19 protein-coding genes are annotated in these 23776 nt (G+C 71.8%); 17 read left to right on the top strand and 2 right to left on the bottom strand.

Going from position 1 to position 23776, the window contains the following annotated elements; genetic code table 11:
- Positions 1 to 184: 184 nt before the first annotated feature.
- The 13 genes from OG933_RS14275 to OG933_RS14215 all read left to right on the top strand — a co-directional run bounded on the left by OG933_RS14275 (position 185) and on the right by OG933_RS14215 (position 14122).
- Positions 185 to 2440: a bifunctional diguanylate cyclase/phosphodiesterase gene (locus OG933_RS14275; RefSeq protein ID WP_362531903.1), complete on the top strand. Its 2256-nt coding sequence runs from the start codon at positions 185 to 187 to the stop codon at positions 2438 to 2440.
- A 122-nt stretch (positions 2441 to 2562) separates the two neighbouring features.
- Entirely contained in the window at positions 2563 to 2859 is a 297-nt protein-coding gene (gene gatC / locus OG933_RS14270) for an Asp-tRNA(Asn)/Glu-tRNA(Gln) amidotransferase subunit GatC (RefSeq protein WP_018531282.1), read from the top strand.
- A gap of 5 nt (positions 2860 to 2864) precedes the next feature.
- Entirely contained in the window at positions 2865 to 4367 is a 1503-nt protein-coding gene (gene gatA / locus OG933_RS14265) for an Asp-tRNA(Asn)/Glu-tRNA(Gln) amidotransferase subunit GatA (protein WP_054239810.1), read from the top strand.
- A complete protein-coding gene (locus OG933_RS14260; protein WP_020131415.1) occupies positions 4364 to 4603 on the top strand; it encodes a hypothetical protein in 240 nt (79 codons plus the stop codon). The genes gatA and OG933_RS14260 overlap by 4 nt, the downstream gene beginning before the upstream one ends.
- Positions 4604 to 4618: 15 nt before the next feature.
- Positions 4619 to 6133 carry an Asp-tRNA(Asn)/Glu-tRNA(Gln) amidotransferase subunit GatB gene (gene gatB, locus OG933_RS14255; RefSeq protein WP_405627351.1) on the top strand — a complete coding sequence of 505 codons (1515 nt, stop codon included), beginning with the start codon at positions 4619 to 4621 and terminating at the stop codon, positions 6131 to 6133.
- Positions 6134 to 6230: 97 nt separating this feature from the next.
- Positions 6231 to 6626 carry a hypothetical protein gene (locus OG933_RS14250; RefSeq protein WP_362531909.1) on the top strand — a complete coding sequence of 132 codons (396 nt, stop codon included), beginning with the start codon at positions 6231 to 6233 and terminating at the stop codon, positions 6624 to 6626.
- Positions 6572 to 6808: a pentapeptide repeat-containing protein gene (locus OG933_RS14245; RefSeq protein WP_405627350.1), complete on the top strand. Its 237-nt coding sequence runs from the start codon at positions 6572 to 6574 to the stop codon at positions 6806 to 6808. The genes OG933_RS14250 and OG933_RS14245 overlap by 55 nt, the downstream gene beginning before the upstream one ends.
- Positions 6809 to 6909: 101 nt before the next feature.
- Positions 6910 to 9138: an MMPL family transporter gene (locus tag OG933_RS14240; RefSeq protein WP_362531912.1), complete on the top strand. Its 2229-nt coding sequence runs from the start codon at positions 6910 to 6912 to the stop codon at positions 9136 to 9138.
- Positions 9116 to 9691 carry a GNAT family N-acetyltransferase gene (locus tag OG933_RS14235; RefSeq protein ID WP_230194578.1) on the top strand — a complete coding sequence of 192 codons (576 nt, stop codon included), beginning with the start codon at positions 9116 to 9118 and terminating at the stop codon, positions 9689 to 9691. Before OG933_RS14240 ends, OG933_RS14235 begins: the two co-directional genes overlap by 23 nt.
- Positions 9692 to 9726: 35 nt before the next feature.
- Positions 9727 to 10320 carry a hypothetical protein gene (locus tag OG933_RS14230; RefSeq protein WP_362531916.1) on the top strand — a complete coding sequence of 198 codons (594 nt, stop codon included), beginning with the start codon at positions 9727 to 9729 and terminating at the stop codon, positions 10318 to 10320.
- A 196-nt stretch (positions 10321 to 10516) separates the two neighbouring features.
- Entirely contained in the window at positions 10517 to 10723 is a 207-nt protein-coding gene (locus OG933_RS14225) for a hypothetical protein (RefSeq protein ID WP_362531919.1), read from the top strand.
- Positions 10724 to 10818: 95 nt separating this feature from the next.
- Positions 10819 to 13875, top strand: coding sequence for an AAA family ATPase (locus OG933_RS14220; RefSeq protein WP_405627349.1), 3057 nt, complete (start codon positions 10819 to 10821; stop codon positions 13873 to 13875).
- A 67-nt stretch (positions 13876 to 13942) separates the two neighbouring features.
- Positions 13943 to 14122, top strand: coding sequence for a DUF6191 domain-containing protein (locus OG933_RS14215; protein WP_057601577.1), 180 nt, complete (start codon positions 13943 to 13945; stop codon positions 14120 to 14122).
- A 77-nt stretch (positions 14123 to 14199) separates the two neighbouring features.
- On the opposite strand, the gene OG933_RS14210 is transcribed toward OG933_RS14215, so the two are convergent.
- Together OG933_RS14210 and OG933_RS14205 are read right to left on the bottom strand one after the other, a co-directional pair.
- Positions 14200 to 15360, bottom strand: a complete 1161-nt coding sequence (locus OG933_RS14210) for a PQQ-dependent sugar dehydrogenase (protein ID WP_362531925.1) — start codon at positions 15358 to 15360, stop codon at positions 14200 to 14202.
- A gap of 101 nt (positions 15361 to 15461) precedes the next feature.
- Positions 15462 to 16457 (bottom strand): aldo/keto reductase, encoded by a 996-nt coding sequence (locus OG933_RS14205; RefSeq protein ID WP_362531928.1) that lies wholly within the window; start codon positions 16455 to 16457, stop codon positions 15462 to 15464.
- 76 nt (positions 16458 to 16533) lie between these two features.
- Between OG933_RS14205 and OG933_RS14200 the strand changes: the two genes are divergently transcribed.
- The 4 genes from OG933_RS14200 (at position 16534) to ilvN (ending at position 23678) form a co-directional block, all read left to right on the top strand.
- Entirely contained in the window at positions 16534 to 17487 is a 954-nt protein-coding gene (locus OG933_RS14200; protein ID WP_405627347.1) for a 2-hydroxyacid dehydrogenase, read from the top strand.
- 411 nt (positions 17488 to 17898) lie between these two features.
- Positions 17899 to 21024, top strand: a complete 3126-nt coding sequence (locus OG933_RS14195) for a putative bifunctional diguanylate cyclase/phosphodiesterase (RefSeq protein ID WP_405627346.1) — start codon at positions 17899 to 17901, stop codon at positions 21022 to 21024.
- Positions 21025 to 21284: 260 nt separating this feature from the next.
- Entirely contained in the window at positions 21285 to 23132 is a 1848-nt protein-coding gene (locus OG933_RS14190; RefSeq protein ID WP_362531937.1) for an acetolactate synthase large subunit, read from the top strand.
- A 21-nt stretch (positions 23133 to 23153) separates the two neighbouring features.
- Entirely contained in the window at positions 23154 to 23678 is a 525-nt protein-coding gene (ilvN, locus tag OG933_RS14185; RefSeq protein WP_030793721.1) for an acetolactate synthase small subunit, read from the top strand.
- The last annotated feature ends 98 nt before the right edge of the window (positions 23679 to 23776 follow it).

Raw genomic sequence — 23776 nt, 5'->3', positions numbered from 1 at the left:
CCGCTGCCCGTGGAAGCCTTCTGCGGCCTACTGTTGAGACGTGCGCCTGCCGTGCCCAGCTGCGGTCGGGGCACCTCCGTGCTCCTGGTGAGCAGGGGGAAGGGTTCTCCAACGCGGCGCCGCCCGGGGTTGTCGGGCAACGGGCCGCGTGGCGTGGGCACCGCCGGCTGTGAGAGGGACGGGAATGGAACCGACCGAGAGCGCCGCCCCGGACGAACGGCTGCGCCGACGCCGGGTCGCCGGCGTCTGGTGGGGGAGCTGGCGGACGGCGCGCTCCGAGCGGCCTCCGGGCGTGGAGGCCTATGTGCCGCACACCGCGCCGTACGCGACGCCGCATTCCGGTCCGGACCTCCGCGTCACCTCCGCCCCGCATCCCGGGATGCCCGACACCGAGGCCGACCGGCACCTGTCCTGGCCCGCGCTGCCCGCCTCGGTCGTCTCCGCCGCCGCCTTCGCCCTCGGCGCCGGCTTCTACCGCGCCTTCACCGGCCACCACGCGCTGTTCCCGTCCGGCACGGCCGGCTGGGCCCTGGCCGTGCTGGCCGGCGTCATCGTCGGCCATCTGGTCCTGCTCGGCCGCGCCCGCTGGTGGGGCGGCACCGGCTCCGGCGCCGCGCTCACCCTCGCCGTCCTGCTGCTGTACGGCTGGGTGGCGGCCGGACTGGTCAGCCTCACCGTCGTCGTCCTGGTCGGCATAGCCCGGCGCCACCGCTGGCGGCAGGGCATCCTGCACGGCGCGGTGGACATCCTCGGCATCGGCGCGGGCGCGCTGCTGCTGGCCGCCTGCGGACCGATACCGTCCGTGGAGCGGCCCTGGACCCCCGACAGCTGGACGGTCTACACCGGCCCCCAGGTGGTCCTGGTGGCCGTCGCCTATCTCGCGGTCACCCGTGTTCTCCTCTGGTACCTGCACGCCCCGCGCTCCGGCGGACTGCCCACCGTCGCCCGCACGGCCCTGGTCAGGCAGGGCCTGGTCGCCGTCGCCCTGCTGGGCATCGCGCCCCTGATCTGCGTGGTGGCCGTGGCCAAGCCGATCCTGCTGCCGCTGTTCGCCATCCCGCTCATCGCCCTCGACTCCACCCTGTGGATAGCCCGCGCCCGCGCCGAGGAACAGCTGCGCGACCCGCTGACCGGGCTGCCCAACCGCCAGTGGCTGCTGGAGCGCATCTGGACCGCCCTGGACGACGCGGAGCGCATCGGCGCCCGCGCCGCCCTGATGCTGATCGACCTCGACCGCTTCCGCTCGGTCAACGACACCCTCGGTCATCTCGCCGGTGACCGGCTGCTGCTCCAGATAGCCGAGCGGCTGAAGCTCGCCCTGCCCCGCGGGGCGGAGGTCGCGCGGCTCGGCGGGGACGAGTTCGCCGTCTTACTGCCCGTCGCCGACTCGACGACCTCGGCGTCACGGATCGCCCGCGGGCTGGTCTCCGATCTCGGCTCGCCGCTCGACCTCGACGGCCTCACCCTCGTCCTGGAGGCCAGCGCCGGCGTCGCCGTCTTCCCCGACCACGCCCTCGACGCGGAGGGCATGCTGCGCCGGGCCGACGTGGCGATGTACCAGGCCAAGCGGGACCGTACGGGCGTCGAGGTGTACGAGTCCAAGCGCGACTCCAACACTCCCGACCGGCTCGGACTGCTGGGCGACCTGCGGCGGGCGCTCGACGCGCACGAGGTCGAGCTGCACTACCAGCCGAAGGTCCGCTTCGACGGACAGGTGGCGGGGCTGGAGGCGCTGGTCCGCTGGGTGCACCCGGAGCGCGGGAAGGTACCGCCGGACGAGTTCATAGCGATCGCCGAGTCGTCCGGGCTGATGCCCCATCTGACGGAGTACGTGCTGGAGACGGCGCTCGGCCAGGTCGCGCGGTGGCGGGCCCAGGGGCTGTACGTGCCGGTCGCGGTCAACGTCTCCCCCCGCGACGTGCACACCCCGGGCTTCGCCGGCTCCGTCGCGGCCCGGCTGGCCCGGCACGGAGTGCCCGCGGGAGCGCTCCAACTGGAGATAACCGAGCACGTCCTGCTGGAGGACCCGCAGCGCGCCGCCGACACGCTCAACGCGCTGACCGGGCACGGCGTGAAGATGTCGCTGGACGACTTCGGAACGGGCTACTCCTCCCTGGTGCACCTGCGCCGGCTCCCCGTGAGCGAGCTGAAGATCGACCGCTCCTTCGTGGCCCGGCTGGCCATCGACACCGAGGACGCCGAGATCGTGCGCTGCACGGTCGATCTCGCCCATTCGCTGGGGCTGCTGGTGGTGGCCGAGGGCGTCGAGGACGACGAGACCTGGGAGCGCCTGCGTGACCTGGGCTGCGACGCCGTCCAGGGCTGGCTGGTGGCCGCGGCGATGCCCCCGGAGGAGACGACGGCCTGGCTGCGGGCCCGCGGCTCACGCGGCTGGCAGCGCCCCGCGGCGGCCCTCCCGGCAGCCGCGTCCGACGAGTAGCCGGCCCCTCCGCCCGCGCGTCGGCCGGGAGGCGAGCCGAACCGTTTCACGGGTATGCCGCCCCGCACCCTAGGATTGGGCCAAACCACACACTCACTCACTCCACCCCAGAGGAACGCTGCATGCCTGGCATCACGCGCGAGGAGGTCGCCCACCTCGCCCGGCTGGCGCGTCTGGAGCTGAAGCCCGAAGAGCTCGATCACTTCGCGGGACAGCTGGACGACATCATCGGCGCGGTCGCCCGCGTCAGCGAGGTCGCCGACCAAGACGTACCGCCGACCTCGCACCCGCTCCCGCTGACGAACGTCATGCGGGCGGACGAGGTCCGTCCGTCGCTCACCCCCGAGCAGGCGCTCTCCGGCGCCCCGGCCCAGGAGCAGCAGCGTTTCAAGGTGCCGCAGATCCTGGGGGAGGACTAACCGCCATGACGGACAACGTCAACATCATCAAGCTCACGGCCGCCGAGACCGCCGCGAAGATCGCCTCCGGCGAGCTCACGGCCGTCCAGGTCACCGAGGCGCACCTGGCGCGCATCGAGGCCGTCGACGAGAAGGTCCACGCCTTCCTGCACGTCGACCGTGCGGGCGCGCTGGCCCAGGCCCGCGCCGTCGACGAGAAGCGGGAGCGGGGCGAGAAGCTCGGCCCGCTGGCCGGCGTCCCGCTCGCGCTCAAGGACATCTTCACCACCGAGGGCATCCCGACGACCGTCGGTTCGAAGATCCTCGAAGGCTGGATCCCGCCGTACGACGCGACGCTCACCAAGCGGCTGAAGGCCGCCGACGTCGTCATCCTCGGCAAGACCAACATGGACGAGTTCGCCATGGGGTCGAGCACCGAGAACAGCGCCTACGGGCCGACCGGCAACCCCTGGGACCTCACCAAGATCCCCGGCGGCTCCGGTGGCGGTTCCTCCGCCGCGCTCGCCTCCTTCCAGGCACCCCTGGCCATCGGCACCGACACCGGCGGCTCCATCCGCCAGCCGGCCTCCGTCACCGGCACGGTCGGCGTGAAGCCGACGTACGGCGCGGTCTCGCGGTACGGCATGGTCGCCTTCTCGTCCTCCCTCGACCAGGGCGGCCCCTGCGCCCGTACGGTCCTGGACGCGGCGCTGCTGCACGAGGTCATCGCCGGGCACGACCCGCTGGACTCCACGTCCATCGACGCGCCCGTCCCGCCGGTCGTCGAGGCCGCCCGCAACGGCAGCGTCGACGGCATGCGCGTCGGTGTCGTGAAGCAGTTCCGCGGCGAGGGCTACCAGGCCGGCGTCATCCAGCGGTTCGACGAGTCCGTCGCGCTGCTGAAGGAGCTGGGCGCCGAGATCGTCGAGCTGGACTGCCCGTCCTTCGACCTCGCCCTGTCGGCGTACTACCTGATCGCGCCGTCCGAGTGCTCTTCCAACCTCGCCCGCTTCGACGGCCTGCGCTACGGCCGGCGGACCGGCGACGACGGCAGCCACTCGGCGGAGGAGGTCACCTCCCTCACCCGTGAGGCGGGCTTCGGCCCCGAGGTCAAGCGCCGCATCATGCTCGGCACGTACGCCCTGAGCTCGGGCTACTACGACGCGTACTACGGCTCGGCGCAGAAGGTCCGCACGCTCATCACGCGGGACTTCGAGAAGGCCTTCGAGCAGGTCGACGTGATCGTGTCGCCCACGACGCCGACCACCGCCTTCGCGATCGGCGAGCGCGCCGACGACCCGATGGCGATGTACCTGGCCGACCTGTGCACCATCCCGACCAACCTCGCGGGCAACGCGGCCATGTCGCTGCCCTGCGGTCTCGCCCCGGAGGACAACCTCCCGGTCGGTCTCCAGATCATCGCCCCGGCGCTGAAGGACGACCGGCTGTACAAGGTCGGCGCCGCCGTCGAGGCCGCCTTCGTGGAAAGGTGGGGTCACCCGCTTCTCGAGGAGGCTCCGTCGCTGTGAGCGCACTGAACAAGGCCAAGGGCTTCAAGAAGTCCAAGTCCGGTACGTACCTGTCCATCGCCGGGACCGCGTTCGGCGCGTTCGGCGTCGCCAAGCGGCTGAAGAAGGCCCGCGCCGAGAAGGACACCCTGGTCCTGATCGACGCCACCGTGTCCGCCGTCGCCATCGTCACCGGCCTCGCCATCCTCTACCGCGAGCTGAAGCGGCTGGGCGACGACGACGTCCTGCTGGGCTGAGAGGGAAGTTTCACCGTGACCACCACGACCGACCTGGTGTCGTACGAGGACGCGCTGGCGTCGTACGACCCCGTCATGGGCCTCGAGGTCCATGTCGAACTCGGCACCAAGACGAAGATGTTCTGCGGGTGCTCGACCGAGCTGGGCGCCGAGCCCAACTCGCAGACGTGCCCCACCTGCCTCGGCATGCCCGGCGCGCTTCCGGTCGTCAACGCGATCGGCATCGAGTCGGCGATCAAGATCGGTCTCGCGCTGAACTGCGAGATCGCCGAGTGGTGCCGCTTCGCCCGGAAGAACTACTTCTATCCGGACATGCCGAAGAACTTCCAGACCTCCCAGTACGACGAGCCGATCGCCTTCGACGGCTACCTCGACGTACAGCTGGAGGACGGCGAGACCTTCCGGGTGCAGATCGAGCGCGCCCACATGGAAGAGGACACCGGCAAGTCGCTGCACGTCGGCGGCGCCACCGGCCGTATCCACGGCGCGTCCCACTCCCTGCTGGACTACAACCGCGCCGGCATCCCGCTCATCGAGATCGTCACCAAGCCGATCGAGGGAGCGGGCGAGCGCGCTCCCGAGGTCGCCAAGGCGTACGTCGCCGAGCTGCGCGAGCTCATCAAGGCGCTCGGCGTCTCGGAAGCCCGCATGGAGCAGGGGCAGATGCGCTGCGACGTGAACCTGTCGCTGCGCCCGCACGGCCGGGAGAAGTTCGGCACGCGGAGCGAGACCAAGAACGTCAACTCGCTGCGCTCCGTGGAGCGTGCCGCCCGCTTCGAGATCCAGCGCCACGCCGCGGTGCTGAACTCCGGCGGCACGATCATCCAGGAGACCCGCCACTTCCACGAGGACACCGGGTCCACGACCTCGGGCCGAGTGAAGGAAGAGGCCGAGGACTACCGGTACTTCCCCGAGCCCGACCTCGTGCCGATGGCCCCCTCGCGTGAGTGGGTCGAGGAGATCCGGGCCGGTCTGCCGGAGCTGCCGCTGGCCCGCCGCAACCGCCTCGTGGCGGAGTGGGGCATCTCGGCCTTCGACATGCAGTCGATCCTGAACGCCGGCGCGCTGGACCCGATCGTCGCCACGATCGACGCCGGCGCGGACGCCGCCTCCGCCCGCAAGTGGTGGATGGGCGAACTGGCGCGCAGCGCCAACGAGTCGGGCGTCTCGCTCGACGAGCTGGCGATCACGCCGGAGCAGGTCGCCCGGGTCACCGAGCTGGTGAGCAAGGGCGATCTGAACGACAAGCTGGCTCGCCAGGTCATCGAGGGCATCCTCGCGGGCGAGGGCACCCCGGACGAGGTCGTCGACAAGCGTGGTCTGAAGGTCGTCTCCGACGAGGGCGCGCTCACCACCGCCGTCGAGGAGGCCATCGCCGGCAACCCGGGCATCGCCGACAAGATCCGCGGCGGCAAGGTGGCCGCGGCCGGCGCCCTGGTCGGCGCGGTGATGAAGGCCACCCGCGGGCAGGCCGACGCGGCCCGCGTCAAGGAGCTGATCCTGGAGAAGCTGGGCGTCAGCGAGGGCTGAGCCCGCCGTTCTCCTCGCGCCCGGGGGGAGTGCGCCGCACCGGCGCATTTCCCCCGGGCGTCTCCCTTCTCAGCTCGACGCGCTACGCTCGCCCGCCATGAGGGCACGAACCGACTCCGACACGCAGGACGACATACACGGCGGCCCGCAGGCCGAGACGACCGGAACGACCGAAGCCGCGGACACGGCCGAACCGGACGACACCGGCGACGACGTGGACGACGACACGGACGAGGAACACGGCACCGAGGACGCCCGGCGGGCCCGCTGGACCGCGATCGGTACCGGAGCGCTGCTCACCCTCGCCGGACTCGCCGCGTCCCTCCTGCGCCTCACCGGCTCCGCCCCCGCCTTCGTCCCGGCGGCCTACGCCCTCGGCGCCGCCGTCTGTGCCCTCGCCGCCCTCCTGGGCTCCCGCGGCCGTACCCGGCGCGCGTTGTGGCTGCTGATCGCCGGGGTGATGGTGATGGCGATCGGCGACCAGGCCGACTGACACGTGCCGTACTGACACGTGCCGTACTGACACGTGCCGTACTGACACGGGCCGTACTGACACGTGCCGTACTGGCACGGGCCCGACGAGGCCTGACACAGCGGCCGTTATTGTCCTGTGATCTGCCTCCCACTCCTGTGAAAAGCCCCACGAACACGGCAAACGATCACATTCGCCTGTAAGAGTGGCCCCGCATCGCTCATACGTTCTTTGCGGGCTGTTCAGTTCAGGCGCGACTGTTCCCGGTCAAAGATCCACAATTCACCCTCCGGGAGCACGTCAAGTGGCAGCCCTCGCACGCTGGTGTGTTCGCAACCGCCTCATGGCGGTGCTGATCTGGCTCCTGGCTCTCGGCGGCACCGCGACCGCCGCGCTCGCCGTCGGCTCCGCGTACTCCAACGACTACGAGGTCCCCGGCACCGAGTCCGACCGCGCCGCCCGGCTGCTGACGGAGGGCTTCCCGGACCTCGGCGGCGACAGCGACACCGTCGTCTGGCACACCGCCTCGGGCTCCGTCCGCGCCGCCGACGTCGAACAGAGCATGAACCGCGCGCTGGAGAAGATCGCCGGCCTGCCCGGCGTGGCCTCCGTCGTCGGTCCCTACGACGACCAGGGCCGGGCGCGGATCAGCGCGGACGGGCACACGGCGTACGCCACCGTCACCTTCGAGGACCGCGCCGAGGACATCGACGAGGCCGAGGCACGGGCCGTCGTCGACGCCGCCGAAGCCGCCGAGAACGACGGCCTCCAGGTCGAGCTGGGCGGCTCCGCGATCGGCCTCACCGAGTCCTCCGGCGGGCATCTCGCCGAGGTCGTCGGCGTGGTCGTCGCCGCGGTCGTGCTGTTCCTCGCCTTCGGTTCGCTCGCCGCCTCCGCCCTGCCCATCGCCACCGCCCTGGTCGGCGTGGGCACCGCGTACGCGGGCATCGTGCTGCTCGGACACGCCATGACCGTCGCCGACTTCGCACCCATGCTGGGCCTGCTCGTCGGGCTGGGCGTCGGCATCGACTACGCGCTGTTCATCGTGACCAGGCACCGGCGCGGACTGAAGCGGGGGCTCACGGTCCCCGAGGCCGCCGCGAGCGCCGTCGCCACCACCGGACGCGCGGTCGTCTTCGCGGGCGCCACGGTGTGCATAGCCCTGCTCGGCATGCTGATCCTGCGGCTGAGCTTCCTCGACGGGGTGGCGATCGCCGCCTCCCTGACCGTGGCCCTGACGGTCGCCGCCTCCGTGACGCTGCTGCCCGCCCTGCTGTCCTTCATCGGCATGCGCGCCCTCAGCCGCCGCGAACGCCGTCGGCTCGCCGAACACGGACCCCAGCCGGAGCTGCCGACCGGGCTCGCCGCCCGCTGGTCGGCGTTCGTGGAGCGCCGGCCCAAGCTGCTCGGCGCGTTCGCCCTCGTCGTCATCGCCGTCCTCGCCGTGCCCGCCTTCTCCCTCCGCCTGGGCACCTCCGACCAGGGCAACGCCCCCGAATCGGCCACCACCCGGCAGGCCTACGACCTCCTCGCCGAGGGTTTCGGCGCCGGTGTCAACGGCCCCCTGACCCTGGTGACCCGCGTCGAGGGCGCCGAGGACCGGCTCGCCCTCGACAACCTCGACACCGTCCTGCGCACCACCGAGGGCGTGGCCTCGGTGACACCGGTGACCTTCGGCTCCGGCGGCCGCGCCGCGTACCTCACCGTCGTCCCCGATTCCGCCCCGCAGTCGCGGCGCACCAGCGATCTCGTCGACCGGCTGCGCACCGAGGTGCTGCCCCGCGCCGAGGCCGGCACCTCCCTCGACGTGCACGTCGGCGGGGTGACGGCCGGCTACGACGACTTCGCGGACGTCATCGTCGGCAAGCTCCCGCTGTTCGTCGGCGTCGTCATCGGCCTGGGCTGTCTGCTGCTCCTGCTCGCGTTCCGGTCCGTCGGGATACCGCTCAAGGCCGCCGTGATGAACGTGGCCGCCGTCGCCGCCGCCTTCGGGATCGTCGTGGCCGTGTTCCAGTGGGGCTGGGGCAGCGATGTGCTGGGGCTCGGCCGCGCGGGGCCCATCGAGCCCTTCCTTCCGGTGATCATGGTGTCGGTGCTGTTCGGTCTCTCCATGGACTACCAGGTCTTCCTGGTCAGCCGGATGTACGAGGAATGGCTGGAGACCGGCGACAACCGGCGCGCCGTCCGGGTCGGCCTCGCCGAGACCAGCCGGGTGATCAACTCCGCCGCGGTCATCATGATCTCGGTCTTCCTCGCCTTCGTGCTCAGCGGCGACCGGGTGATCGCCATGTTCGGCATCGCCCTCGCCGCCGCCGTCGCCCTGGACGCCTTCGTCCTGCGGACGCTGCTGGTGCCCGCCCTCATGCACCTGCTGGGCAGCGCCAACTGGTGGCTGCCCCGCCGGCTCGACCGGCACCTGCCGCGGATCAGCATCGAGCCGCCCGAATGCCGCGCCGCCCATGAGAGGCTCACCGAGGTGGTTCAGGCACTGGAGAAGGAGCGGCGGCCGGATGTACGCGATATCGCTGGGTGACGACGGGGCCGAGCTGCGCCCGCTGGAGCCCTGGCACGCGGAGGAGTTCCTGGCGCATCTGGAGCGCGGCAGGGAGTTCATCAACCAGTACGTCCCGTTCGGCTCGAAGGCCACCGACGTGGCCACCGCGCGGGAGGCGCTCCAGAGGTACGCCGACATGCGCGCCGCGGACACCGGCTCGCTGCACGGCCTGTGGCTGGACGGCACGCTCGTGGGCGGTGTGCTCTTCCTGAACTTCGACGCCGAGGACGCGAACTGCGAGGTCGGCTGCTGGCTGGAACCCGCCGGTACCGGGCGTGGTCTGGTCACCCGGGCCATGCGGGTGCTGATCGACTTCGCGGTGGAGCAGCGGGGGATCCAGCGGGTCGAATGGATCGCCTCCGCGGGCAACACCCCCAGCCTGGACGTGGCCCGGCGGCTGGGAATGACCCGCGACGGCGTCCGCCGGCAGTCGTACCCCTATCGTGGGGTGCGGCACGACCTCGAAGTGTGGTCCGTGCTCGCCCAGGAGTGGCGCGACGCACGCGCGCGCGGCGCTCACAACGATCATTAAGGGACCTCTCAGAGAGCGTCCGTACGGTGCGAGGTATGGGAACGAAGACTGTGGACGAGGCCGGCACGGAATCCGGCACCGAGGCGAAGCGCGACGAGGAGAAGGTGGACGTCACGAAGACCGAGGCGCCGGACGAAGCGACCGAGGCGGAGGCCGTCGAGGACGCCACCGCCGACGACACCGAGGACGGTGACGAGGCCCTCGCCGAGGAGGACGCCGACAGGGCGGCGGGTTCCACCGGCGTCGGCCAGGGCGCCGGCGCCGTGGTCTCCGCCGCGCTCGGCCTCGTGTCGCTCACCGGCGGCTGGATCGGCACCGTCGCCGCCGCCCGCGAGACGCTGGTCGGCCAGCTCCAGACCTCGTCGAGCGCCAGTGTGGCCACCCAGATCAAGGAGGTCTACGGCGACGCCTGGCAGACCACCGCGCTGTGGGCCGGCTTCTTCGCGCTGACCGCGCTGATCATCGGTGTGGTCGTCCTGGCCCGGCCTGCCTTCGGCGCTCCCGGCCGGCCGCAGGCCCCCTGGATCAAGTCCGTCTCCTGGGCCGGCGTCGCGCTCGGCGTCATCGGCCTGCTGCTGGCCGTGCTCAAGTACACCGACGCCCTGCTCGGACTGCCGTCCGCGAGCTGAGTACCCGCAGTTCACGAGGGGTCTTAGACGACCGTGAGCCACTCACGGACGTCCTAAGGCCCCTCAGTCGCGTCTAAGGCGCCGTCCGCCGCCGAAGATGCGGAACTCTCCCGATGTGGCGGACCCCCCTGGGAGACGAAGGTTGAGGCATCGCAACAAGCGAAGCCGGAACAACCGACCTCTCAGGGGACACACCATGTACGAGTACGAACTTCAGCAGGCCCGTTCCGCCGAACTGCGCCGCCTGGCCGAGCACGAGCGACTGGCCCGCTCGGTGGTCCGCGGTCGTCGCGCCGCCCGCCGCGAGGCCGCCGAGCGTGCCGCCGAGCGGGCGGAGGGCGGCGCCGGGAGCGAGTCGCATACCCATCTCCTCGATCGGCTCCGGTTCGCCCGGCCGGCGTGAACGCGGGGGCGGGGGAGGGCGGCCGCACGGGGGTCGGCCGCCCTCCCGCCGGAGCCCCGGCGATATCCGCTGGGCCGGCCTCCCACCCGCGTGCGATGCTCGCCTCCGTGGAGACCCGGTCCGTCAGCCCTGTCTTCGTCGGTCGAGCCGACGAGTTGCACACCCTGAACGACGCGCTCTCCCGCGCCGCCGCGGGAGAGCCGCAGGCGCTGCTCATCGGGGGTGAGGCCGGGGTCGGCAAGACCAGACTCGTCGAGGAGTTCGCCGCGGCCGCCCACCGCGGGGGCGCCGTCGTCGCGCTCGGCGGCTGTGTCGAGATCGGCGCCGACGGACTGCCGTTCGCCCCGTTCTCCACCGCACTGCGCGCCCTGCGCCGGGCCCTGCCGGACGAACTGGCCGCCGCCGCGGCCGGCCAGGAGGAGGAACTCGCCCGGCTGCTGCCCGAACTGCGGGAGACGGCCCCCGGACGACGCCACGACGAGGAGGGCATGGCCCGCCTCTTCGAACTCACCGCCCGCCTCCTGGAACACGTCGCCGCCGAGCGCACGGTCGTGGTCGCCCTGGAGGACCTGCACTGGGCCGACGCCTCCACCCGCCACCTGCTGTCCTATCTGCTGCGCACCCTGCGCACCGGCCGCCTCGTCGTCCTCGCCACCTACCGCGCCGACGACATCCACCGCCGCCACCCACTGCGCCCCCTGCTCGCCGAACTCGACCGGCTGCGCACCGTCCAGCGCCTCGAACTCGCCCGCTTCACCCGGGACGAGGTCTGCCGTCAGGTCGCCGGCATCCTCGCCGCCGAACCCGACTCCGCCCAGGTCGACGACATCTTCGAACGCTCCGACGGCAACGCCTTCTTCGTCGAGGAACTCGCCGTGGCGGCACACGAAGGCTGCTGCACCGGCCTCACCGACACCCTGCGCGACCTGCTGCTCGTCCGCGTCGAGGCGCTGCCCGAGAGCGCCCAGAAAGTCGCCCGGATCATCGCCGAGGGCGGCTCCACCGTCGAGTACCGGCTGCTCGACGCCGTCGCCCGGCTCGCCGAGGACGACCTCATCGAGGCACTGCGCTCCGCCGTCGGAGCCAACATCCTGCTCACCACCCCCGACGGGGACGGCTACCGGTTCCGCCACTCCCTGGTCCGCGAGGCCGTGAGCGACGATCTGCTCCCCGGCGAACGCGCCCGCCTCAACCGCCGCTACGCCGAGGCCCTCCAGGCCGATCCGACCCTGGTCCCCGCCGACGAACGGGTCATGCGACTGGCCAGCTACTGGTACCACGCCCACGACCCGGCGAAGGCGCTCCCCGCCGTCCTGGACGCCTCCGTCGAGGCCCGCTGCCGACGTGCCTACAGCGAGCAACTGCGGCTTCTGGAACGGGCGATGGAACTGTGGGAGACGGTCCCCGAGGACATCCGGGCCGCCCTGCGCCCCGTCGACCACACGGAGGCCTATCCCCCCTGCGGCTGCGATCCGGCCACCACACCGCTGCGCTACCTCGACCTGATGGCCGAGGCCGCCGTCGCCGGCCGCTACTGCGGGGAACGCGAACGCGCCCTGAAGATCACCAAGCGGGCGCTGCGCCTGCTGGAGGACGAGGACGATCCCCTGCGCTCCGCATGGTTCTGGGTGCAGCGCTCCCGACTGACGCACTCCCTGGGCCGCGGCGGCGGCCGCGAGGAACTGGCCAGGGCCGAGGCCCTGTTGCGTGGTCTGCCGCCCAACGAGGTGCACGCCGAACTGCTCACCCACATCGCCTGCTGGTCCTTGGTGCACGTCCCGGGACCCGAGGCCTATGGAGCCGCCGAGCGGGCCGTGGAGTACGCCCGCCTGGTCGGTGCCCGCGAGATCGAGCTCGACGCCCGTCAGGTCCTCGGCGTCCTCATGGTCGACGCCGGCCACATCGAGGCCGGCCTCGCTGAGCTGCACGAGGTCAGGGAACAGGCCCTGGTCGAGGACACTCCCTCCGTCGCGCTGAACGCGTACGTCAACCTCCCCTCCGAGCTGGAGGGGATCGGCCGCTCGCGGGAGGCCGTGCCGATCCTGGAGGAGGGCCTCGCCTTCGCCAAGCGGCACGGACCGCCCGACTCCGAGGCGTGGGTGTGGGGCAACCTCGCCGAGTCCCTTCTCTCCCTGGGCCGCTGGGACGATGCCGACCGGGCCTGCGCCGCCGCCGGAAGGGTGGGCCAGGGCGTGGCGGTCCGCGGCTTCCACGCCACCCTCGTCGCCGAACTCGCCCTCGCCCGCGGCGACCTCGCCGAGGCCGACCGTCAACTGGTGGCGGCACAGGGCTTTTTCGGCTCCCACGAACACGCCCCGCAGAACCACCTGCCCCTGACCCGCCTCGCCGTCGGACTCGCCGCGGCCCAGGGCCGTCCGCTGGACGCCCGCATCCACTTCGCGGGCGCGCTCGACCAGGACTTCCGGCCCGGCACCCAGCGCTACGCCTGGCCCCTGCTGCTCGCCGCGGCCTCCGCCGAGGGCGACGCCCGCACGACCCCCGCCGCCGACGCGGGCCGCGCCGGCCTCCTCGACCGGATCCGGGCAACCGCCCGGCGACTCGCCACCGTCGCCCCCGTCTGGCAGGCCCACGAACGCTGGGTCCGCGCGGAGCTCCTGCGCGCCGAGGGCCGGACCGACCCGGAGGACTGGGCCGAGGTGGTCGCCGCCTTCGAGTGCCTGGAACGGCCCTACGACCTCGCCCGCACCCGGCACCGCCTGGCCGAGGCCCTTCTCTCCGTCGGCGGCGACGACGAACGCGACCGGGCCGCCGAGCTGCTGCGTCTCGTCCATGCGGTCGCCGCCCACCTCGGCGCCCGTCCCCTCACCGACGCCGTCACCCTGCTCGGCCGGCGCGCCCGCCTGTCCCTGACCCCCGCCGCGGGCCCGCCGGACACCCCGGCCGGTCCGACCGACCCGCTGGCGACGCTGGGCCTGACCAGCCGGGAGCGTGACGTGCTGCGTCTGGTCTCGGCCGGCCGCACCAACCGCCAGATCGCCGAGGTGCTCTTCATCTCCCCGAAGACGGCGAGCGTCCATGTCTCGAACATCCTGTCCAAGCTCGACGTCTCGGGCCGCGGTGAGGCGGCGGCGGTGGCCCACCGGCTGGGGCTGTTCCCGCCGGGGGCCGAAGAACGGCTGATCGCGCGATAATGGGGCAGGCCACCCCGGAGGAGCCGCACAGGCCACCGACCGTGATCCGGCCCGGCATGGGAGAACGATGTTCAACGCATTCGAGGACCTCTTCGCGCCGGGCCGCAAGCACACCCGGGACGAGCAGAACCGGTTGGAACTGACCCGGGAGGACGTCGGCGACGCCGATCCCGGGCACGGGCCGATAGACCTGGCGTCCGGAAAGGTCGTGGTGCGGCCCTCCGAGCCGGCGGCGGAGGACGGGTGACGGCGCTCAGCCGGGTGAGGCCGTTCAGCCGAGTGAGCCGTTCAGCCGGGTGAGGCCGTTCAGCCGGGTGAGGCCGTTCAGCTCACCTTCAGTTCCAGGATCCGGTCGTCCCCCGACTTCGGGTCGCCCCGGCCGTCCGTGTTGCTGGTCGTGACCCACAGCTTGTCGCCGCCCGCGGAGACCACCGTGCGCAGCCGGCCGTAGTCGCCCTCGAGGAAGGCCTGCGGGTCCGCCGAGGCCGCCGTGCCCTTCAGCGGGACGCGCCACAGGCGCTGCCCCCTCAGCCCCGCCATCCAGATCGAGCCCTCGGCGTAGGCGATACCGCTGGGCGAGGCATCGGCGGTGTGCCACTGGGCTGTCGGGCTCCGGAACCTCGTGTCCTCGGACCTGCCCTCGGCCGTCGGCCAGCCGTAGTCGGCGCCCGGCACGATCGCGTTCAGCTCGTCCCAGGTGTCCTGGCCGAACTCCGCGGCGAACAGGCGCTGCTTGGAATCCCAGGCGAGCCCCTGCACATTGCGGTGTCCGTACGAGTACACCGCGGAGTCCGGGAACGGGTTGCCGGCGGCCGGTTCGCCCTCCGGGGTCAGCCGGAGGATCTTGCCACCCAGGGACTTCTTGTCCTGGGCCAGGCCCCGGTCGCCGCTCTCGCCGGTGCCGACGTAGAGCAGCCGGTCGGGACCGAAGGCGATCCGGCCACCGTTGTGGATCATGCCCTTGGGTATGCCCTTGAAGACCGTGTCGGGCGCCCCCAGCTGGTCGCCGGCGGGCCGCGCGGGGTCGTAGATCATCCGGACGACGCGGTTGTCCGAGGCCGAGGTGAAGTAGGCGTAGACCATGTGGTCCGAGGCGTAGTCGGGGGAGAGGGCGAGACCCAGCAGGCCGCCCTCGCCGGCCGCCGAGACCCCCGGCACCTCGCCCAGCTCGGTCTTCTTGCCCGTCTCCGCGTCCACCCGGGTGATCGTGCCCTCGTCGCGGGAGGCGACCAGGAGGCCGCCCTCGGGGAGGGGCGCGAGGCCCCAGGGCGTGTTCAGGCCCTCCGCGACCGTGCGCACCACCGTGACCGTGCCCTTCGCGGGCGGGGTCTCCTCGGCGGACGGGGAGACCTGTGCCGCCGTACTGCTCGGGGCCGCACTGGCCGAGGCGCCCGAGGACCCCCCGGCATCGGAGGAGCAGCCGCCCGTCACCAGCAGAGCACTCGCGGCCAACACGGCTGAAACAGCTCGACGTTGCACGATCATGGTCCCTTCGACACGGCGGATCCTGCGGGGGGCTTCACCTGTCCTACGCCGTTCACGCCTCACGGGTTCCCGATCCGGGCCATCGCGACCCGAAAGCGGGACTACTCCCACGATCCCTGTGCCCCGGGCAGCTCCGCCACCTCCGTCAGATCCTGCGGCGTCAGACGCAGGGCGGCCGCCGCCGCGTTCTCCGTCACCCAGCGTTCCCGCTTGGCGCCCGGGACCGTGATCACGTGCCGGCCCTGTGCCAGCACCCAGGCCAGCGCCACCTGCGCGGCCGTCACGGCCTCGCCGTGCCGTGCGGCGACCCGGCGCAGACCGACGACGATCGGCTGGTTCGCGGCCATCATCTCGGCGGTGAACCGGGGGTGGCGGGCGCGCATGTCGTCCGGTTCGAAGCCCTGGCCGGGAGTGAGCGTGCCGGTGAGGAAGCCGTTGCCGAGCGGCATCGCCGCCAGGAAGCCCACGCCCCGCGCCTCGCACCAGGGCAGCAGCGTGTCCAGCGCCTCGGGCGACCACACCGACAGCTCCGCCTCCACGGCGCTCACCGGGAAGACCTGCTGGACGCGCCGCAACTGGCGAATCGTTCCGTCGTACAGTCCACCGGAGCGGCGACCACCTCGGGCACCCACCGCGCACAGCCCCAGGGCCCGCACCTTGCCCGCCCGGACGAGCTCGGCCATCGCGCCCCAGGTCTCCTCGACCGGGACCTCGGGATCGGCCCGGTGCAGTTGGTACAGGTCGATGACGTCCGTCTGGAGGCGCCGGAGCGAGGCGTCGCAGGCCCGCTTCACATACCCCGGCCGGCCGTTGGCCACGATGTGCTGCTCGCCGACGAGCAGACCTACCTTCGTCGACACGAACGCGTCCTCGCGCCGCTCCTTCAACGCCCGCCCCACCAGCAGCTCGTTGGTGAACGGGCCGTACATGTCGGCGGTGTCCAGCAGGGACGAACCCGCGTCCAGTGCCCGGTGCACCGCCCGGAGCGACTCGTCGCCCCGCTGCCGCGACCCGCTGTACGCCCAGCTCATCGGCATGCACCCGAGACCGACGGCACCCACCTCGAGCGCCCCCGCGCCGATCGTCCTGCGCTCCACCTGCCCGTGACCCTCCCTCTCCCGAGCCCCCAACCTAACCTCTGCACGCGCGCGTACCTGACATAGCCTCCTGACCATGAGCGCTGACGTCTGGCTTCCCATCCCCCCGGAAGAGATCGAGGGCCTCCCGGAGGGGCCGAACTACCGCTTCTGGAACGGTGAGGAGGACTTTCCGGCGGACCCGGCCGACTGCGTCTTCTATGTCGTCCCCTACATGAAGCCCGCCGGTCTCGGGCAGCGGCCGCTGCCCGAGATGACCTCACTGGAGGTCGTCCAGACCCTGTCCGCCGGCATCGACCACGTGGTGCCGGCCCTCGCGTCGCTGCCTCCCGGCGTGCGGCTGTGCAACGCGCGGGGGGTGCACGAGGCGAGCACGGCCGAGCTCACGCTCACCCTGGTTCTCGCGTCGCTGCGCGGCATCCCCGACTTCGTCCGGGCCCAGGACCGGGGGGAGTGGCTCAGCGGGTTCCGGCCCGCGCTCGCCGACAAGAACGTGCTCATCGTCGGGTACGGCTCCATCGGCTCCGCCATCGAGGACCGGCTCGCGCCCTTCGAGGTGGCGCGGGTGGCGCGCGTCGCGCGCTCCTGGCGCACGACGGCGCGCGGCCCCGTGCATCCGATCGCCGAACTTCCCGCCCTGCTCCCCGAAGCGGACGTCGTCATCCTGTGCACGCCCCTGAACGACAGCACCCTCGGCCTGGTCGACGCCGAGTTCCTGGCCCGGATGAAGGACGGCGCGCTGCTCGTGAACGTGGCCCGCGGCGGGGTCGTCGACACCAAGGCCCTGCTCACCGAGGTGGAGAGCGGGCGCCTCACCGCGGCGCTGGACGTCACCGACCCCGAGCCCCTGCCCCCGGGTCACCCGTTGTGGAGCGCGCCGGGCGTCCTCGTCAGCCCGCACGTCGGCGGGCCCACCTCCGCCTTCCTGCCCCGCGCCGTGCGCCTGCTGGTGGACCAGTTGGGCCGCTTCGTGAACCGGGAGCCACTGCGCAACGTGATCCTCACTACGGGCACGGCGAACGGATCGTGACGGCCGGGGCGCTCCTGTAGTCCGGCGTCGGTACCCTCCGCAGTCCTCCGGACGCGGTCCGTACCTCTTCCGGGCGCATATGCCGATGATCGTCACGCAGCGTAGAGGAACTATGTCCCTGAGTGACGAGTCTGGTGTATCGTCCCGACAGGGGCTACGCCGCGCACGTTCGGCGTCAGGGATGGACATTTCAGACTTGCGAGGGGGGCGACGGGCGATGCACGGCCTATGGACGAACGATCCGACGCGGCGGAACCGCCGGCGGCGACCCTGGCGCTCCACCACGCGCCGACACGGTCACGGCACTCACCCCTGCCATCACCGCCACCGGTGCGGCGGCCACGGGAAGCACGTGCCACCGGCGGTCCGGGACCCGAGGGATCCGGGAGTGACGCGGACCGGGAGGACCCGGTGAGTCCGCCGCCGACCTCCACGCCCGTCCTCGACGCAGCGCTGCGGACGCAGTCCTCGACGAGGACACCGCGTATCGCCTTGCCGTCCACCGGCGGCTCCGGGACCAAGCTGGTCCACCAAATGCTGCTCGCTCTCCTGTGCGCGGGATACGCCGTCGGTTCCGCACTCGGCTGGGGCTCCGACCGACTCGCACTGATCATGGGCGACTTCGGGCTGTCCGCGGCGGCGGGCACCGCCGCCGTCTCCTGCTTCCTCTACGCGCGCAGCCGCCGCGTCCGTTTTCGACCCGCCTGGCTGCTGTTCTCGATCTCCTCGGCGATGGCCGCCCTCGGCAACCTGGTCTGGGGCTGGTACGAGGTGGTCCTGGGGCGGCCCGTGCCCAGCCCCAGCTTCGCCGACCTGTTCTTCCTGTGCTTCGCGCCCCCCGCCATCGTGGGGCTGCTCGTGCTCGCCGCCCGGCCCATGACGAAGGCGGGCTGGGTCTGCCTGGCCCTGGACGCCTGGCTGATCGCCGGCTCGCTGCTCACCCTCTCCTGGAGCCTCGCGCTCGCCCAGGCGGCGAAGTTCGACGGACCGAGCGTGGCGCACGCCGCGCTGTCGCTCGCGTACCCGCTGCTCGACATCGCCCTGGTGAGCATGGTGCTGGTGCTGCACTTCCGGCGCACGGCGGTGAACCGCACGGCGGTCAACACGGCCGTCGGCGCGCTCGCGCTGACCGTCATGTGCGACGCCCTGTTCACCTCGCCGCTGCTGCACAACAACTACCGCTCGGGCCAGCTCCTCGACGCGGGCTGGTTCGCGGGCTCGCTGCTCCTGGCGTACGCGCCCTGGGCCGCCTCCCGCCAGCAACGGTCGGCCGCGGATGAGGGGCACACGCGTGTGGTGCACGAACACGTACCCGGTCCGCGCCCCACCGCGCGCCGCCCCCAGGGGCCGTCGCGCACGGCGGCCGCCGCGTCCGCGCAGACATCCGCCCAGACAGCCACGCAGGCGCCTCCCCAGGGAGGTGATCACAGCCGGTTTCCGGTCACCCGGCCCATCACGGGCTCCCTGGCCGCCCTCACGCCCTATCTCGCCGCCGCAGTCTGCACCCTGGGCATCCTCTACAACGTCCTCAACGGCCGCAGCGTCGACCGCGTGGTGCTGCTGACCGGCGGCACGGTCGTGCTCGCCCTCGTGGTGCGCCAGGGGATCATGCTGCTCGACAACATCACCCTCACCCAGGAACTGGCGCAGAAGGAGAACCACTTCCGCTCCCTGGTGCAGGGCTCCAGCGACGTCATCATGATCGCCGCGCCCAGCGGCGTCCTGCGCTACGTCTCCCCGGCGGCCGCCGGGGTCTACGGCCGGCCGGCCGAGGACCTGGTGGGTTCCGAACTGGCCGACCTCATCCACCCCGAGGACCTGGGCTGCGTGGTGCACGAGGTGCGCCGCTTCCTCGCCGCCAGCCCCCAGGAGGAACCCACCACACGCATCGAGTGCCGCTTCCGCTCCGGCGATGGGGGTACCTCCCGCTCGAGCGAAGCCGAGAGTGGGGGAGGCTGGCTGAATGTCGAGTCGACCGTCAACCGCCATCACGGTGGCCTGATCTTCAACAGCCGGGACGTGACGGAGCGGGTGCGGCTCCAGGCGCAGCTCCAGCACAACGCCGAACACGACCCGCTCACCGACCTGCCCAACCGCGCCCTGTTCACCCGGCGCGTCCAGCAGGCCCTGTCCGGCCGCCGCAGTTCCGACCGGGGCCCCGCCCTGCGCAACACGGCGGTCCTCTTCATCGACCTCGACGGTTTCAAGGCCGTCAACGACACGATCGGCCACGCGGCCGGTGACGAACTGCTGGTCCAGGCCGCCCGCAGGCTCCAGGACGCGGTCCGCAAGGGAGACACCGCCTCCCGACTGGGCGGCGACGAGTTCGCGGCCCTGATCGTCGGCGACGGCACCCGCGACCGCGCCGCCCGGGAACGCCACATAGTGGAACTCGCCGACCGCCTCAGGCTCACGCTGTCGCAGCCGTACCTCATCGACGGCAACGAGGTCCGCGTCGCCGCCTCCATCGGCGTCGCCTTCGCCGAGGCCGGTCTGGGCGCCGGTGAGCTGCTGCGCAACGCCGACCTCGCCATGTACCGCGCCAAGGCGGGCGGCAAGGGCCGGGTCGAGCTGTACAAGCCGCAGATGCAGCAGGACGTCGTACGCAAGGCGGAGCTGGCCACGCGGCTGCGTGCCGCGCTGCACGACGGCGAGTTCGCGCTGCTGCACCAGCCCGTGGTGCGCCTGGAGGACGGCCGGATCTCGTCGGTCGCCGCACAGGCCCGCTGGCGTTCCTCGCAAGGGGTGCTCTTCACGCCCGCCGAGTTCCTGCGGGTCGCGGAGGACAGCGACAAGACGGCCGAGCTGGGGCGCTGGGTGCTGGAGGAGGCCGTCGAGCAGGCCGCCGACCGGGCCGCGAGCGGGCTCACCCTGCCGGTGGTCGTACGGGTGGGCGCCCGGCGGCTGCTGGACCGGTCGATGCCGCTGGGCTCCGTGGAGGCGCTGCTGACCCGGCACGGGCTGCCGTCGGGGTCCCTGGTGGTGGAGCTGTCCGACACCGACCCGAGGGTGCCGCTGGACGAGCTGGAGCGCCGCCTGGGGGCGCTGCGGCGCCTCGGGGTGCGGATCGCCCTCGACGGCTTCGGCAGCGGCTACGCGGCGCTCACGGCGCTGCGGAGACTCCCCGTCGACGTGCTCAGGCTGGACCGCTCGCTGGTCGAGGGGGTCGTCGAGTCCGCGCGGCTGCACAAGATCACCGGTGGGCTGCTGCGGATCGCCGCCGACCTCGGGCTCCAGTCCGTCGCCGAGGGCGTGGATCTGCCCGAGCAGGTGGTCGCCCTGCGCGCGATGGGCTGTACGCACGGCCAGGGGATGGCGTTCTCCGGGCCGCTCGACGAGTACCGGCTGCGCCGGGCCCTCGCGACCGGCCGCTATCCGGTGCCGCACGGGCCGGCCGAGCCCGCGTTCGCGGGCGGCGGCTCGGGGGTGTACACCAGTGGTGTCCACGCCGGTGGTGTCGCCGGCGGTGTCACGGCCGTCCTGGGGAGCGGAAGTGCCCTTCGCTCACATAATGAGACTCCCGTCCCACCCACTTGACAGTCGATGCGCGCCGGGGGGAGGGTCAATGCCATGCGCACCCGAATTCTCGTACTTGGAAAGCGCGTCGGCTGAAGTTGGTGACGCTCCGGACGGACCCGGAACTCCCAGCGACCCACACCCGGCGCGCTCCCCTCGCTTGCCTTTTGGCACGAGGGGTTTTTTGTTGCACAAAACCCGCCGCGGCCCGCGTGCCGCAGCTCTGAAAGACCCTGAGCAAGACCCTCAGTAAAACCCTCAGCATCGAGAAGAGAATGCCGATGACCGAGCAGGCCACCGGGGCCCATCCGCAGCCGCGGCCCCGATCCGGAGGACAGCACTCCGCGACCGTCGAGCACGTGACGGGTGCGCAGTCCCTCATCCGTTCTCTCGAGGAGGTCGGCGCCGAGACGGTATTCGGCATTCCCGGCGGCACGATCCTGCCCGCCTACGACCCGATGATGGACTCGACGAGGGTCCGCCACGTCCTGGTCCGGCACGAGCAGGGCGCGGGTCACGCAGCCACCGGATACGCGCAGGCCACCGGCCGGGTCGGCGTCTGCATGGCCACCTCGGGGCCGGGCGCCACCAACCTGGTGACCCCGATCGCCGACGCCCACATGGACTCGGTGCCGCTCGTGGCGATCACCGGCCAGGTGGCGTCGAAGGCGATCGGCACGGACGCCTTCCAGGAGGCGGACATCGTCGGCATCACCATGCCGATCACCAAGCACAGCTTCCTGGTCACCAAGGCCGAGGACATCCCCCGGGTGATCGCGCAGGCCTTCCACATCGCCTCCACCGGCCGCCCCGGCCCGGTCCTGGTCGACATCCCCAAGGACATCCTCCAGGCGAGGACGACGTTCTCCTGGCCGCCGGTCATGGACCTGCCCGGCTACCGCCCGGTGACCAAGCCGCACGCCAAGCAGATCCGCGAGGCCGCCAAGCTGATCACCGCCGCCAAGCGGCCGATCCTGTACGTCGGCGGCGGTGTCCTCAAGGCCGGCGCCACCGCCGAGCTGAAGGTCCTGGCCGAGCTGACCGGCGCGCCCGTCACCACCACGCTGATGGCACTGGGCGCCTTCCCCGACAGTCACCCGCAGCACCTGGGCATGCCGGGCATGCACGGCTCGGTGGCCGCCGTCACCGGTCTGCAGAAGGCCGACCTGATCGTCGCCCTCGGCGCCCGCTTCGACGACCGGGTCACCGGCAAGCTCGACAGCTTCGCGCCGCACGCCAAGATCGTCCACGCGGACATCGACCCGGCCGAGATCGGCAAGAACCGCGCCGCCGACGTGCCGATCGTGGGGGACGCCCGCGAGGTCATCGCCGACCTGATCCAGGCGGTGCAGAAGGAGCACAGCGAGGGCCAGTCCGGCGACTACACCGCCTGGTGGAAGGACCTCGACCGCTGGCGCGAGACCTATCCGCTGGGCTACGACCAGCCCGCCGACGGCTCGCTCTCCCCGCAGCAGGTCATCGAGCGCGTCGGGCAGCTCGCCCCGGAGGGCACGATCTTCACCGCGGGCGTCGGCCAGCACCAGATGTGGGCCGCCCACTTCATCCAGTACGACAAGCCCGCCACCTGGCTGAACTCGGGCGGCGCGGGCACCATGGGCTACGCCGTCCCGGCCGCGATGGGCGCCAAGGCCGGCGCGCCCGCGCGGACCGTCTGGGCCATCGACGGCGACGGATGCTTCCAGATGACCAATCAGGAACTCACCACCTGCGCCCTGAACAACATCCCGATCAAGGTCGCCATCATCAACAACGGCGCCCTCGGCATGGTCCGCCAGTGGCAGACGCTGTTCTACAACCAGCGCTACTCCAACACCGTGCTGCACTCCGGCCCGAACGACGTCAACCCGGACGCCCGCGGTACCCGCGTCCCCGACTTCGTGAAGCTGTCGGAGGCCATGGGCTGCTACGCGATCCGCTGCGAGTCCCCCGACGACCTCGACAAGGTCATCGAGGAAGCCAACTCCATCAACGACCGCCCGGTCGTCGTCGACTTCATCGTCCACGAGGACGCGATGGTGTGGCCGATGGTCGCCGCCGGCACCTCCAACGACGAGATCCTGGCCGCCCGGGACGTCCGCCCCGACTTCGGCGACAACGAAGACGACTGAGCGAGAGAGACGTAAGAAGACATGTCCAAGCACACGCTCTCCGTCCTGGTGGAGAACAAGCCGGGCATCCTGGCCCGGATCGCCGCCCTGTTCTCCCGTCGGGGCTTCAACATCGACTCGCTCGCCGTCGGCGTCACCGAGCACGCCGACATCTCCCGGATCACGATCGTGGTGAGCGTCGACGCCCTGCCGCTGGAGCAGGTCACCAAGCAGCTCAACAAGCTCGTCGAGGTGCTGAAGATCGTCGAGCTGGAGCCGGCACAGGCGGTTCACCGCGAACTCGTTCTGGTGAAGGTGCGCGCCGACAACGAGACGCGCTCGCAGATCGTCGAGATCGTCCAGCTGTTCCGCGCCAAGACCGTCGACGTCTCCCCGGAGGCCGTGACCATCGAGGCCACCGGCAGCAACGACAAGCTGTCCGCCATGCTCAAGATGCTGGAACCGTACGGCATCAAGGAGCTGGTCCAGTCGGGCACGATCGCCATCGGCCGCGGCGCCCGTTCGATCACGGACCGGTCGCTGCGCGCTCTCGACCGGTCGGCGTAAGTACGTAACCGGTCTTCGTACGAACGGATCCGGGCGGTCGGTGATCACCGACCGCCCGTATACCGAGACCCCGAAACTTCCCTTCCGCTCGCCGTCAT

It is taken from the genome of Streptomyces sp. NBC_00016 (assembly GCF_045040885.1).
GTDB lineage: Bacteria > Actinomycetota > Actinomycetes > Streptomycetales > Streptomycetaceae > Streptomyces > Streptomyces coriariae.
This window is presented reverse-complemented; position numbering and strand designations above follow the sequence as displayed.

What these genes read in the sequence shown, in the direction of transcription:
- OG933_RS14200 (WP_405627347.1), top strand. Translation starts at nt 16,534, where the DNA reads ATGAGCGCTGACGTCTGGCTTCCCATCCCCCCGGAAGAGATCGAGGGC.
- OG933_RS14230 (WP_362531916.1), top strand. Translation starts at nt 9,727, where the DNA reads ATGGGAACGAAGACTGTGGACGAGGCCGGCACGGAATCCGGCACCGAG.
- OG933_RS14275 (WP_362531903.1), top strand. Translation starts at nt 185, where the DNA reads ATGGAACCGACCGAGAGCGCCGCCCCGGACGAACGGCTGCGCCGACGC.
- OG933_RS14220 (WP_405627349.1), top strand. Translation starts at nt 10,819, where the DNA reads ATGCTCGCCTCCGTGGAGACCCGGTCCGTCAGCCCTGTCTTCGTCGGT.
- OG933_RS14210 (WP_362531925.1), bottom strand. Translation starts at nt 15,360, where the DNA reads ATGATCGTGCAACGTCGAGCTGTTTCAGCCGTGTTGGCCGCGAGTGCT.
- OG933_RS14215 (WP_057601577.1), top strand. Translation starts at nt 13,943, where the DNA reads ATGTTCAACGCATTCGAGGACCTCTTCGCGCCGGGCCGCAAGCACACC.
- gatC (WP_018531282.1), top strand. Translation starts at nt 2,563, where the DNA reads ATGCCTGGCATCACGCGCGAGGAGGTCGCCCACCTCGCCCGGCTGGCG.
- OG933_RS14250 (WP_362531909.1), top strand. Translation starts at nt 6,231, where the DNA reads ATGAGGGCACGAACCGACTCCGACACGCAGGACGACATACACGGCGGC.
- ilvN (WP_030793721.1), top strand. Translation starts at nt 23,154, where the DNA reads ATGTCCAAGCACACGCTCTCCGTCCTGGTGGAGAACAAGCCGGGCATC.
- OG933_RS14190 (WP_362531937.1), top strand. Translation starts at nt 21,285, where the DNA reads ATGACCGAGCAGGCCACCGGGGCCCATCCGCAGCCGCGGCCCCGATCC.
- OG933_RS14235 (WP_230194578.1), top strand. Translation starts at nt 9,116, where the DNA reads ATGTACGCGATATCGCTGGGTGACGACGGGGCCGAGCTGCGCCCGCTG.
- gatA (WP_054239810.1), top strand. Translation starts at nt 2,865, where the DNA reads ATGACGGACAACGTCAACATCATCAAGCTCACGGCCGCCGAGACCGCC.
- OG933_RS14225 (WP_362531919.1), top strand. Translation starts at nt 10,517, where the DNA reads ATGTACGAGTACGAACTTCAGCAGGCCCGTTCCGCCGAACTGCGCCGC.